This window comes from Flagellimonas crocea, assembly GCF_033441595.1.
In the GTDB taxonomy this organism is placed as follows: domain Bacteria; phylum Bacteroidota; class Bacteroidia; order Flavobacteriales; family Flavobacteriaceae; genus Flagellimonas; species Flagellimonas crocea.
In genome coordinates this window covers 87,262-99,996 of record NZ_JAUZVX010000002.1, presented here as the reverse complement: position 1 = coordinate 99,996, position 12,735 = coordinate 87,262, and the positions used below count along the sequence as shown (strand labels likewise).

General features: G+C 44.9%; 11 protein-coding genes. 8 read left to right on the top strand and 3 right to left on the bottom strand.

All coding sequences use genetic code 11. From position 1 onward, the window contains the following. Positions 1-17 precede the first annotated feature (17 nt). Positions 18-797, top strand: a complete 780-nt coding sequence (locus SD449_RS05620) for a patatin-like phospholipase family protein (protein WP_166250144.1) — start codon at positions 18-20, stop codon at positions 795-797. Between the two features lie 835 nt (positions 798-1,632). On the opposite strand, the gene SD449_RS05615 is transcribed toward SD449_RS05620, so the two are convergent. Continuing rightward, the gene (locus SD449_RS05615; protein ID WP_166250143.1) at positions 1,633-1,866 is read right to left on the bottom strand and encodes a hypothetical protein; all 234 of its coding nucleotides are present in this window, start codon (positions 1,864-1,866) and stop codon (positions 1,633-1,635) included. A gap of 36 nt (positions 1,867-1,902) precedes the next feature. Continuing rightward, positions 1,903-2,043 carry a hypothetical protein gene (locus SD449_RS05610; RefSeq protein ID WP_166250142.1) on the bottom strand — a complete coding sequence of 47 codons (141 nt, stop codon included), beginning with the start codon at positions 2,041-2,043 and terminating at the stop codon, positions 1,903-1,905. A gap of 451 nt (positions 2,044-2,494) precedes the next feature. Here SD449_RS05610 and SD449_RS05605 point away from each other — a divergent pair, with 451 nt between their 5' ends. After that, positions 2,495-3,106, top strand: a complete 612-nt coding sequence (locus SD449_RS05605; RefSeq protein ID WP_166250141.1) for a plasmid pRiA4b ORF-3 family protein — start codon at positions 2,495-2,497, stop codon at positions 3,104-3,106. A gap of 98 nt (positions 3,107-3,204) precedes the next feature. Here the strand turns inward: SD449_RS05605 and SD449_RS05600 are convergent, their stop codons facing one another. Further along, positions 3,205-3,954 (bottom strand): DeoR/GlpR family DNA-binding transcription regulator, encoded by a 750-nt coding sequence (locus tag SD449_RS05600; protein ID WP_166250140.1) that lies wholly within the window; start codon positions 3,952-3,954, stop codon positions 3,205-3,207. A 208-nt stretch (positions 3,955-4,162) separates the two neighbouring features. On the opposite strand from SD449_RS05600, the gene SD449_RS05595 reads away from it, so the two are divergent. The 6 genes from SD449_RS05595 to murQ all read left to right on the top strand — a co-directional run bounded on the left by SD449_RS05595 (position 4,163) and on the right by murQ (position 12,678). Then, the gene (locus SD449_RS05595; RefSeq protein WP_166250139.1) at positions 4,163-7,141 is read left to right on the top strand and encodes a SusC/RagA family TonB-linked outer membrane protein; all 2,979 of its coding nucleotides are present in this window, start codon (positions 4,163-4,165) and stop codon (positions 7,139-7,141) included. A gap of 12 nt (positions 7,142-7,153) precedes the next feature. After that, positions 7,154-8,488 (top strand): RagB/SusD family nutrient uptake outer membrane protein, encoded by a 1,335-nt coding sequence (locus SD449_RS05590; protein WP_166250138.1) that lies wholly within the window; start codon positions 7,154-7,156, stop codon positions 8,486-8,488. 121 nt (positions 8,489-8,609) lie between these two features. Beyond that, on the top strand, positions 8,610-9,272 hold the full coding sequence (locus SD449_RS05585; RefSeq protein ID WP_240905086.1) for a class I SAM-dependent methyltransferase: 663 nt from the start codon (positions 8,610-8,612) through the stop codon (positions 9,270-9,272). Between the two features lies 1 nt (position 9,273). Continuing rightward, positions 9,274-10,350, top strand: coding sequence for an anhydro-N-acetylmuramic acid kinase (locus SD449_RS05580; protein ID WP_166250137.1), 1,077 nt, complete (start codon positions 9,274-9,276; stop codon positions 10,348-10,350). 37 nt (positions 10,351-10,387) lie between these two features. Beyond that, complete coding sequence (locus SD449_RS05575) at positions 10,388-11,842, top strand: sodium:solute symporter (protein WP_240905085.1); 1,455 nt, start codon at positions 10,388-10,390, stop codon at positions 11,840-11,842. Continuing rightward, a complete protein-coding gene (gene murQ, locus SD449_RS05570; protein ID WP_166250136.1) occupies positions 11,839-12,678 on the top strand; it encodes an N-acetylmuramic acid 6-phosphate etherase in 840 nt (279 codons plus the stop codon). Before SD449_RS05575 ends, murQ begins: the two co-directional genes overlap by 4 nt. The last annotated feature ends 57 nt before the right edge of the window (positions 12,679-12,735 follow it).

Sequence of the window (12,735 nt, the reverse complement as noted above, 5' to 3'; positions counted from 1 at the left end):
AATGAAAACTTTTGAATATGAAATCGGAAACATTGATCGATGCCACAATTGGATTGGTACTCTCGGGAGGAGGGGTGAAAGGGATGGCACATATTGGGCTCTTGAAGGCCCTGGAACAACGTGGGGTCAATCCAAGCCAGATATCCGGCGTAAGTGCCGGGGCGCTCGTTGGTGGACTTTACGCGGATGGGGCTAGCATTGAGGAGATGCTCCTTTTCTTCAAGGAAACCCCTTTGCTCAAATACAATTTTGTAACCTTGAACAAACCAGGGCTGTTCGATACGGACAAGTACCTTCCTTTCTTTGATGACTTTTTCAAGGCACGTCGGTTCGAGCAACTTGGCAAGCGGCTTGTGGTAGTGGCCACGAACCTGTTGAAGGGTGAACCTGTGTATTTTGAAAAAGGTGAATTATTTGGCCCCTTGTTGGCCTCGGCGGCCTTGCCTCCAGTGTTCAGCCCTGTTTCCATCGATGGGCAGCTCTTTGCCGATGGTGGAATCATGAACAATTTTCCCGTGGAGCCGCTCACCGGGGCTTCCGACGTGATCATAGGGTGTTATGCCACGTCCATGAGGGAAGTGGTCAAGGGACAGATCAAGAGTGCCCTTCAAATTTCACAAAGGGCCAATCTTTTGATGCTGCACGCCAATGCCATGGACAAACTGTACATACCAGATTTGTTGATCGTGCCCGAAGAACTTGGGAAAATTGGTGTTTTGGACAAAAAAGGAATCGACAAGGCATTTGTCCTTGGCTACGACCATGCCAACCGGAGACTGGATGAATGGTTACAGTAAACCGGAAGTGTTGAGCAGAATAAAACAAACAAATGAACTAAAACTATTCGGATATGGGAAAATTAGCAATCGGAATCTCTTTGATTGTGGCTATCTACGCCCTTTTCCTGCACATCACTAACCTGTATTTCCTTGGGAATGGAAGTTCCCGACACCTAAACCTTAATGGCTTTATAAAAAAATTCAAAGGGTTTTTAAGGTCGATAGGGCAAGGTTTGCCTGATAGTACGAGGCTTTAAGAAATAGCCACACAGTACCAATAATCGGGAAGGCCCATACTTAATTGTCTTATTGAACGAATCAACGATATCAATGGGGATGGCGTCCCAAAATACCCTTTTCAAGGGAATATACAATGGATGCGAATATTGGCCAGAGAATGGGATAATGGGTGTAACAGGAAATAGAGCTATGGGCCTTGATAGGGGTTACTCAAGCGTATTTTCATATGAATTCATCATTCGGGCAAGCGTACCCTAAAGAACAGTTAATTATTGTCTGACCCATGGTTATAGCAAGGTGTGGGTTTATATGGAAGGATGGGACAAGGTTTATCCTATGGGTCGCTAAAATTGCGCATAGCACAATCAGTAAAAGGCAGTTGAAAATCAAAACCCCTACATCAAAACCTACAATGGTTCATAATGTGCGCTTTTTGGGTTATTCAGTATCTAACCTTCCTTACGTCGTAGGGGTAATTTAATGGATGACCATACCAATGGCTTAATCGTAAAAAAAGAGGGGCCTGTTTCCAGACCCCTCGGTTCATGTAAACTAATTCCCTATGGCGTTGGCCTGTTGTTCCATATCCGCTACCCTTTCCATGTTTCATGCCTTATTGTTTTTGACACTTTTTTGAATAGGCTTGCTCAATGGTTGAAGTCGTGTCCTTGTAAATGGAATGCATCACCACATAGAAGGGCCTATTGGTCAAATTCTTGGTGTGGTTGCTTTCCCCAAGGTCTACCTGACGGGTCAAAAGGAACCAAAGCAATTTATGGGAGGGCTTCTTTTTGAAGTTTTCCTTGAAACTGGCCACTATTTCTTCCTTGGACAAACTGGAATCCATACCTAAGAACCGTCTGAAATGCTCCCTTAGGTCTTCCTATCCGATGTTGTTCTTGAACAGTGAGATGGCAAGGGCCACCGTTTCATCCCTGTTTAAGGGCTCCTTCCGATCGATATAGTCAGTCTTCCGGATCATCTCCACCACTTCATTGAACTGGTGGTTGTCCTTACGGGCCACTCTTTGTTTTTTTGTTTTTACCTGATTCTAGGATCTTGGTTAAACAATACTCGAGCAGTAACCGAGCGGTAGATAAAATTTTGGAGTGGCGAGGAAACGGAAAATCGGCCGACTGCATTTCGTGAGTGGCCTCGGCAACGGCTTTATACCCCTCGTCCGAGAAATTGTGCGAGCTTAACTTTCTGTAATATTGGATAGAAAATATAGCCGTCTTATATAGAATTTAAGAATCCACTTTGGCAGGTTGTAAAAAATCCCCATCCTGTTGCACACTAATGGGTATGGGTCAAAGTGTGCCCATTTAACCTTTCCAAAAGAAAGTGCACTGGTATCCAAATCCCATAAAATCGATTGCTGGAAGCACCGTTTCGGGAATTCAATTCGATACCATTTTTATTTATGCCCTTTTTGTTATAAAATTGGGCCCAATTCATTAAGTAAGCATTGTACATTGAACAAAACATTCAAGTTTCGCATCGAATTGGATGGAACCTCACCAAAAATATGGCGTGAATTTTTGGTCTCATCCGATACCAAGTTTTATAGGCTACATCATATCATTCAAATTGTAATGGGATGGGAAAACTACCATCTGTATGAATTCTCCATGGATAGCTATCGTATTGGCCAACCATTTGAGGACGATGGTTTTAATGGTCCAAATGAAGTCATCGATTCGAAAACGATCACCATTGGCGATGTACTGCAGCTTAAGGGACAGCAATTGGAATATCTATATGATTTTGGGGATTACTGGCAACATATTCTGACTGTGGAGCTAATCATACCTGATCTGTCCATCCCCTTTCCTGTCTGTTGTGCAGGAACATTGAGCTGCCCGCCAGAGGATGTCGGTGGTGTATCTGGCTTTTATGATTTTTTAAGGATCTTGGAAAAACCCAGACACCCGGAACATAAGGAAACCAAAGCGTGGGCAAATAGCAAACTTACCGCTATAGATGGTCGCTACGATTCCCAAAAATTTCCCTTGGAACGGATAAATTACACCTTGCTCAACCTAGATGCCTATATCAAGGATTGGGAGAAAAAGGCCAATTCATAGTGGAAGAGGTGAAAAACGATCAACTCACTAAACAGGATAGACCTGAAAGGAAAGAAAATATGACTTCCTGTTTTGGAGAGCACTACAGCGCATACCAATCAAACCAAATGAACACCTGTATTTCTAAAATCTTCCAAGATGTTAGCGGTAGGCTCCAGTTCCGTAATCATCGTAGTTATATCGCTCATCTCACAAGTTTTATATCGGTTCCTGGAGTTCAGCTTTTCCGATATCGTGAGGAGTACTGTACTCTTCGAAGCCTGAATGACCGCATTTTTGACCTGAACACTTTCCCAATCAAACTCCGTTAGCCCATAGTTCGCATCGACATATCCTGTTCCGATAAAGCCGTAATCGGCATTGATCTTCGACAAATTGTGGATTGCCTGTCCACCGGACGCAATTTGGGACTCTTTCGCTATGGTGCCTCCCAAGAAAATGACCTCCAGCTTCGGCTTTTTGCATAATTCTATGGCAATGGGCAAGCTCAATGTAAAACAGGTAAGGCTCATTTTTTCGGGAATGTTCCTGGCAAATTCCAGACAGGTCGTTCCCCCATGGATGATGATGATATTGCCATTGCGCAATAATTGCACCGCTTTTTTTGCAATGATCCGTTTCTTTTCGATTGCGTAGACCTTGGTCTGTTCCCCGGTATTATTGGCATAGGCCAGGGAAACGGCCCCACCGTGCACCTTTTTTAACTTTTTTTCGGTATCCAGTTGTATCACGTCCCTTCTGACCGTGTCCACCGAAACATTGAGAACCTCAGCGATATCGGCCAATAAGACCCGGTTATGTAAAGCTACTTCATTCAATATCAGTTGGTGTCTTTCTTCCTTGAGCATGGTGTTGGTATGGGTTGGTTCGGTACTATTCGCATTAAATGTAGCAGGATTTTGCCATATAACTGAAAATTAATTTATATTTTCGATATATTGCAAATTAAAACCGCAAAATATTGCAAGTTATCATTTTTTGGTTACTTTTATGGAAACGTACAACTTTCAAAAAATGACATTAATTCTCGAAATCAATTAATTAACTCAGTGTAAAATGGAAAAACGAAGTTTAAATCACAACAAGATCCTATCCAGACTGGCCGGTTTTCTGATGCTGTTCGCAAGCGCTTTCGCATTTGCACAAACATCAGATTATTCCTTTAGCGGTACGGTTAGCGATAGTAGCGATGGGGCACCGATTCCAGGTGCATCCGTATTTATCAAGAATACTACCATAGGGGGAGTAACCGACTTTGACGGAAAGTATTCCTTCACTGGAAATGTGGCCAGCGGGAGCTATCAATTGCAGGTAAGTTATCTAGGGTACACCACCAAGACGGTGCCGATTACCATAGGTTCGGAAGGGAACGTGGTAACGGACGTCATGCTTCAAGAAGACCTTTTGAGCTTGGACGAAGTCGTGGTCACCGGTTCTACGGTAGGAGTGAACAAGCGTACCTTGGGTAATTCCATTTCTTCGGTCAAGTCGGAGGATTTGGTGAATAATGGTGCCACTGCTGTAGACCAGGCCATATCCGGAAAAGTCACCGGCGCCTTGGTCCAACAAAACTCAGGTGACCCTGCCGGAGGGATAAGCATTCGCTTGCGGGGCCCCAGCACCGTTCTGGGAAGTTCAGATCCCTTGTATATCGTGGATGGGATTATTATTAGCAATTCAAGTAACCAGTTGATCGACCTAGGAGGTAATGCACAGAACAGATTGGCCGACTTGAACCCAAACGATATCGAGCGTATCGAAATCATAAAAGGTGCCGCTGCGGCAGCCGTTTATGGATCTAGGGCCAGTAATGGTGTGGTACAAATTTTTACAAAAAAGGGAAGGTCCGGGGAACCAAGGTTCAGTTTTTCCACGAATGTAAGGGTCAATGAACTTCGTAAAGAAATAGATTATAACACGGTCCCACTATCATGGGTCGACCCGTTCGATAGAAATAACCTAGAGACAGTTCCGGCAACCCGATACAACTATCAGGATGAATTTTTTGGCACGGGATTCGGTGTTGAAAACTATATTTCCATGAATGGGGGCAATGAGAAGACCTCTTATTTTCTTTCCGCATCCCATTTGGACAATGAGGGAATCATAGAGAACACGGATTTTCGGCGTATCGGCTTTAAGGCGAATTTGACCCAGAAGGCCTTTGATTGGCTGACCGTAAATGCAGGACTGAATTACGTGCGAAGTGTAAGTAACGATATTCCCAACGGCGGTATCAATGCGGCTTACGGGGCCATTACGGGCTTTGTGTTCAGCGATAACTCGATCAACCCCTTTCCCAATGAATCCGGTGTTTACCCCGTGACCTCCAATTTAGTTCCACGGACCAACCCTCTGGAAGCGGTCAACCGCTTTGATTTCGGACAAAAGGTCAACCGTTTCATCACAAGTATCGGATTGGACGCCAAAATCACCGAGAAGCTTTCCGCCAACTATACCTTGGGATTGGATTATTTCAATCAATCCGCTACGGCATTTATCCCGATCAACAATACCTCACCGAACGGGAACGGATTTGCCAGAAGATCGGACATCAACAATTTTCAATATAACAGTGATTTGAACCTGTCCTATAAAACCAATATCAATGAAGCGATCACGTCAACAACTACCTTGGGCGGCTCTTGGCAGTATGAGGAGTTTGACCGTATTGGCATCAGCGCCGACGGACTTCCGCCCATCGTGGAAACCGCGGAAAGCGGCAGCATATTGGCCCAAGGAGAGGGCAGGTCACAGATATCGTATTGGGGTGCCTTTATCCAACAATCGTTTGGCTATAAGGACAAACTCTATATCAACGGTGCATTGCGGCAGGATGGCGCCTCTACCTTTGGGGAGGACGAGCGTAACCAGCTCTATGCCAAAGCGAGTCTGTCCTATATTCTTTCCGAGGAGGACTTTTGGGAGGACACCTTTGGGGATGCCTTTAGCACATTTAAAGTAAGGGCCTCCTGGGGACAGGCGGGGAACCTTACCGCACTTACGGCATTTCAGCGTTTTACCTTGCTCAATCCGGCAGCCATCAATGGCTCTCCAAGTTTGATTCCAAGTACCCAACAGGGGGATTTGAATATAGCGCCGGAGCGGCAAGAGGAAATAGAGTTCGGTTTTGACGCCGGGTTCTTGAACAATAGACTGGGTATCGAAGCGACGTATTACAAGCAGGATGTCACGGACCTATTATTGCCCAGGGAGCTTGCCCCATCGACCGGTTTCGCTTCCCGAATAGAGAATGTGGGCAACTTGGAGAACAAAGGTCTGGAAATTCTTTTAAAGGGTTCCCCCATAAAATCAGAGGATTTTTCGTGGGACATTACCGCCACCTACTCCAAGAATGAGAATACGGTTACCAATGTCGCCGGTGGAGGGCAGTTTGCGCTCGCGGGCAGTTTCTCGACCAACTTTGTCATCGAAGGTGAACCATTGGGGGTATTCTACAGACAGTTCTATGCTCGCGATCCCGATGGAAGTATTTCCTTGGATGAAAATGGATATCCCTTTACGGGGGTCACGGAAGATGGTTCCACATCGAAAGTGATCGGTGATCCCAACCCAGAATGGTTCGGTTCCCTGATCAATGAATTTACCTATAAGGACTTTTCCTTTAGGGTCCAGTTCGATGCCGTTCAAGGATTCGATGTCTTCAACTGGAACAGAAGATTGTTGGACAACGTCATCTTTGGAGGCGGGTTCAATGTAGGCCAGGAATTATTGGGTAACCGACCTAAAGGTTTCGGAGGTGCACAGGCAGGTATTTTCGAGGAATTTGTTGAGGATGGTTCTTTTGTAAAGCTTCGGGAATTGGCCCTAAGCTATAATCTAAGGGAACCGTTCAAAGGGGTCGATAATTTGAAGATCAGTCTAGTGGGCAGGAACTTGATTTCTTGGGATGACTACAGTGGTTGGGACCCTGAAATCAACTCTGCCGGACAGAGCAATGGAGTTAGAGGATTTGATTTTGCCGGGGTACCTATCCCGCGCACATATCAAATAGGTATAAATGTCAACTTCTAAAAAAGAACAACGATGAAAAAACATAACATATACAGCACCGTATTAACACTGATGTCAATAGTACTATTGGCTTCTTGTGAGACCGATTTCGACAATCCCAATGCCGCAACGGTAGATGAAACCTTTTCATCCCGTGAAGGTATTCTCGCGGCATCCGTCGGACTACAACAGTTGTACTCGACCACGGGGGTACGATGGGCCGTGGAAACCCCTGCGATAACGACGCGGGAAGGCGGTATTACGACCACCTTCCAGAATATGATCGAACTTGAGGATGGCGGAACAAGCTTGCCCAATTTCAATTCAAATGTGCAGGGCTTATGGTCTTCCATGTTGCGCATCATAAAAATAGCCGAGGATATCGAGGCCAATGCAGGAACCATTGAATTGGAGGCAGGAACACAGAGCGGCCTGATAGCGCATGCCAAACTGTTCAAGGCTTTGGCCATAGGAAATTTGGCACAGAATTTTGAACAGGTCATCGTTGTCTCCAATACGGATAATCAGGCTGAATTTGTCCCAAGGGTATCTGGCTATGAAACGGCCATTACTTTGTTGAACGAAGCAAAAAGTGCCATCGATGAGAATCCCGTTTCACAGGAGTTCATCAATGCCGTAACCTTAGGGAATATCGATGTCCGCAATGCCATCAATGCATTGCTCGCACGATACAATCTGTTCGCGGGAAATTATGAAGCCGCAATAACCGCTGCAAACAGCGTGGACCTTACAAGCACGTCCACGTTTGAGTATGATGCCATCAATTTGAATCCCATTTGGAGCCGTGTCTTTCTGAACAATGCACCCAACTTTAAGCCAAGGGATAATTTTGGCCTCCCGTCCGAATTTGTCTTCGATCCTGCCGATGGGCGTAACGCTTTCTATTTGGTGCCCTTGGACGAAACCAATCAAAACGGATTGCCGATTGAGGACTTGGCGGGCTTTTTCAACGTAAATACCGGTTCCATACCTGTTTACATTCCGGATGAGATGAATTTGATAGTGGCGGAGGCAAATATCAGAAAGTCGGGTCCTGACCTTGGTGCTGCCGTGGCCGCCTTGAACGAAGTGCTTACCGATACCGATGATCCTTTCGGAATCAATGCCAATGTAGGCCCTTATGCCGGTGCGTCAACATCAGAGGCCATTTTGATGGAAGTATATAAAAATCGAAGGGCAGAACTCTTCTTGACAGGTATGAGCTTGGAAGACAGCAGGAGATTCGGTAGACCGGAACCCAGTGGGACATCAATGATCTACACGGAAGAAAGAAACCGCAACTTCTATCCGTATCCCGATCTGGAGAGAAACAGTAATCCGAATACCCCAGATGACCCGAGCATATAAACTACTATAGCATAGCGGTTTGAGTTAGTTTTAGTTTACTGGGCCTACAACCTCTGTTTTTGTTGTAGGCCTTTTATGTACAATCATGGTTTACGCTTAATTAATTTTAGAACGGTAGGATATGATGAACCAAAGGATTATAGACGCTTGGAACAAAAACGCCAAGGAATGGATAAAAGTCATTGCCAACGAAGAAATCGGGTCCAGGAGATTTACCAATAAGGCCATTGTTGGCGAACTAAAAAACCTTGCTGGGGATAAGGTGATCGATATAGGCTGTGGAGAGGGATGGCTCACAAGGGCCATAACGGAAATGGGAAAAAAAGCGGTAGGAATAGATGCCATCGAGCCGCTATTGGTCGCAGCCCGATCGAAAGGGCCTGAGTCCTATCACCAAATGTCCTATGAGGATCTCATGGAGGGACAGCCCATACCAGAAGCTCCTTTCGACATCGCGGTATTCAACTTTTGTCTTTATCAAAAAGAAGGCCTTACCGATCTTTTGCGTGCCACAAAAAATCAGTTGCATACGGAAGGTAAGATCTTGATTCAAACGCTGCACCCCTTTTTTATGTTCGATAATGGACTGGATTATAAAAGTCAACTGATTTCCGATTCATGGCAGGGGCTACCCGGTAATTTTAGGGACGGCCACGAGTGGTATGCGAGGACTTTGGAAGATTGGGTCAACATCATCGGGGAATCATCCCTACAGCTGAACAGCATCAAAGAAGTTTTGAATTCGGAGGGCAGACCGATTTCCCTGATATTGAAAATCGATTGAAATGAAGACGTTTAAGGTAATTGGTTTAATGTCGGGAACATCCTTGGATGGCCTGGATATCGCCTATTGTCATATCTGGAGAACAGGCGATAGGTGGGATTTTGAGATCAAGAAGACCAAAGGCATACCGTATAACAATGGATTGAAAGAACAGCTTAGGAAATCCATATATCTATCTGCCAGTGAACTCCTGGCTTTTGATGTGAAATATGGTATTTGGCTGGGTGAAAGGGTAAAGGATTTTATTCAAAGTGCCGGAATTGAAGTAGACTTTATTGCGAGTCATGGGCATACCAGCCATCACCGACCAGAACTTGGCTTTACCCATCAGTTGGGCTCTGGGCAGTACCTGGCCAATACCGCTGGGTACAAAGTTATTTGTGATTTTAGGAATAAGGATATCTCCTTGGGAGGCCAAGGTGCCCCCTTGGTTCCCATAGGGGATAGCCACTTCTTCCATGCATACGATTTTTGCCTCAATTTGGGAGGAATCAGCAATATTTCTTTTGAGCACAAAGGCCGGCGAATCGCTTACGATATCGGTCTCGCGAACATGGTATTGAATCACATCACGGCAAAGATCGGATTACCCTACGACGATGGGGGACAACTGGCGCAAAAAGGAAGGCTCCTTCCCAAACTTTTAAATGATTTGAACAAGCTAGAATATTATCAGCAACCCTTTCCCAAATCAACCGGATTTGAATGGTTCATGGAACAAGTAGTGCCTATTCTGGATCATTACGATAATGACCCAAAAGATCTGTTGCATACCTGTATCCATCATATATGCGAACAGATAGTTGTACAGGTCAATTTAAACCGCTCCCAAAAAGAGGCCAGTATGCTGGTGACCGGTGGAGGTGCAATGAACGGCTATTTGATAAGGGTCCTGCAGGAGCAGTTGGGGACGACGGGGAAATTGGTCATCCCGCCTGCGGAAATCATAGCGTTCAAAGAAGCCGTTGTATTTGCATTGATGGGCGTGCTAAAAATGGTAAATGAAACCAATGTGTTGAGCTCCGTCACAGGGGCGTCCAAGGATTCCTCCTCCGGCATCATTTACGAACCGCAATAGCCAGTAGCTTATTGTTGAACCACAAAAACCGTTTTCGTTGGACCTTACCCTGATCTTTTTCGTCATTCTCTTTTATTTTCTGGTGCTCATGGCCATTTCGTATGCTACTTCCAGAAATAGTGGCGATGAGACCTACTTTACCGGGGACCGTCAATCTCCCTGGTTTTTGGTTGCCTTTGGTATGATAGGTGCCGGACTTTCGGGAGTAACCTATGTGTCATTGCCCGGGATGGTGGGAAACAATAATTTTCATTTCTTCCAATTCATACTGGGTAACGTCGTCGGGTATCTCTTTATCACTTTTGTACTCATCCCGCTGTATTATCGGCTAAGGTTGGTATCCATCTATTCCTATTTATTGGAACGATTTGGTAATAGGGCCTATAAAACCGGATCTTTGTTTTTCCTGATTTCCCAGTCCTTTGGTGCTTCGCTACGGTTATTGTTGGCGGCCAAGATCCTCCAATTTGTGTTTTTTGAAAAGATAGGAAGCCCGTTCCCAATTACCGTTATCGCCATTTTGTTAATGGTTTGGCTGTATTCGTATAAGTCCGGCATCAAAACCATTGTTTGGACGGATACCCTTCAAACCATCTTTTTGATCTTAGGTGCCCTGATCACGTGTTACTATGTAATTACTTCATTGAACCTCACATTTACGGCATCGATAAATGAGATTGTCGACCATCCCTATTTTGATGTCTTCAACTGGGAACCCAAGTCGGACAATAACTTTTTCAAACAGTTCATTGCAGGTATTTTGGTAGCGATAGCGATGATCGGATTGGACCAGAATATGATGCAAAAGACCCTTAGTTGCAAGAATGTATGGGAGGCACAGAAAAATACACTGAGCTACAGTTCCATATTGGCCATAACCCAGTTTCTGTTTATGGGGCTGGGCATCTTATTGTATATCTATGCCGAACATATGGGATTAGGGTTGCCCATGGACGCAAATGGTACGCTATTGGATACCGATACCTTATTCCCGAATATTGCGTTGAACCATTTGGGCCCTGTGACCGGAATCTTTTTTCTGTTGGGCGTTATAGCAGCTTCTTTTTCAAGTGTCGATTCCGCCTTGACGGCATTGACTACGTCCTTTACCTATGATTTCTTGGACATTTCAAACAAAACCGTTAAAAACCCCAAACGAATAAAGAACATCGTATTGTTTGGTTTTTCCATAGTTGTTTTTGGGATCATTATGTTATTTTCAAATAGCAGGGGCGATGTAATTTCCTTGATCTTCAATGTGGCTGGATATACCTATGGTCCTTTACTGGGGCTTTATGTATTTGGAATGTTTACTACCATAAAAATCAAGGACCATGTGGTCCCGATCATATGTGTTCTGGCTCCCATAGCCACCTATCTTTTGAGCCTGTTTCTCAAGGACACCTATGATTTCGATATGGGTTTCATCAATATTGCCGTAAACGGTGGTTTAACTTTTTTAGGATTGATTTTAATTAAAACAAAGAAATGAGTAATAACAAGTATATGACCGAGCAGCCTTCGAATTATGACGGTCTCGAAAAGATGGATACCCTCGAATTGTTGACCAATATCAACCATGAGGATAAGGGCGTTCCTTTGGTGATGGAAAAGGCAATTCCTCAAATCAAGGAGTTTGTCGATCATGCGGTTGCCAAAATGAAAAAAGGGGGCAGACTGTTTTATATCGGCGCAGGCACCAGTGGAAGGCTGGGTGTCCTCGATGCCTCGGAATGCCCCCCTACCTTTGGGGTGTCCGATGATTGGATCATCGGTCTGATCGCCGGGGGTGACAAAGCCTTGCGGAAGGCAGTGGAAAATGCGGAAGATGATTTAGATCAAGCCTGGAAAGACCTTCAAGCATTCAATATCAGTGAAAAGGATATTGTACTGGGGATTGCCGCCTCAGGTACTACGCCCTATGTCATTGGGGGAATACGAAAGTCCAAGGAACATTCCATTTTGACGGGAAGTATAGCCTGTAATGCCCATGCGCCACTTTCTAAGCTATCCGATCATCCCATAGAGTTGGTCGTGGGGCCTGAATTTGTCACCGGCAGTACACGGATGAAAGCCGGGACGGCACAAAAGCTTGCCTTGAACATGATTTCCACCTCCATTATGATCCAATTGGGCAGGGTTCGTGGGAACAAGATGGTGGATATGCAATTGTCCAATAAAAAGTTGGTCGACCGTGGCAAAAGAATGTTGATGGAGGAATTGGATATTGACGAAAAACTAGCCGGTCAATTATTGGAAAAACATAAGAATATCAGAAAGGTGCTGGACTCTTATGACTCCCAAATAAAAAAAAGAATGGGTTCGTAAATTGAAAGAACAGCGACCGAGCTGCAAGACATCACCATTTCGCGCCATAAAATGGTT

Coding starts and splice junctions, on each gene's coding strand:
- murQ (WP_166250136.1), top strand. CDS start 11,839: ATGAGTAATAACAAGTATATGACCGAGCAGCCTTCGAATTATGACGGT.
- SD449_RS05615 (WP_166250143.1), bottom strand. CDS start 1,866: ATGGATTCCAGTTTGTCCAAGGAAGAAATAGTGGCCAGTTTCAAGGAA.
- SD449_RS05585 (WP_240905086.1), top strand. CDS start 8,610: ATGATGAACCAAAGGATTATAGACGCTTGGAACAAAAACGCCAAGGAA.
- SD449_RS05590 (WP_166250138.1), top strand. CDS start 7,154: ATGAAAAAACATAACATATACAGCACCGTATTAACACTGATGTCAATA.
- SD449_RS05580 (WP_166250137.1), top strand. CDS start 9,274: ATGAAGACGTTTAAGGTAATTGGTTTAATGTCGGGAACATCCTTGGAT.
- SD449_RS05620 (WP_166250144.1), top strand. CDS start 18: ATGAAATCGGAAACATTGATCGATGCCACAATTGGATTGGTACTCTCG.
- SD449_RS05600 (WP_166250140.1), bottom strand. CDS start 3,954: ATGCTCAAGGAAGAAAGACACCAACTGATATTGAATGAAGTAGCTTTA.
- SD449_RS05595 (WP_166250139.1), top strand. CDS start 4,163: ATGGAAAAACGAAGTTTAAATCACAACAAGATCCTATCCAGACTGGCC.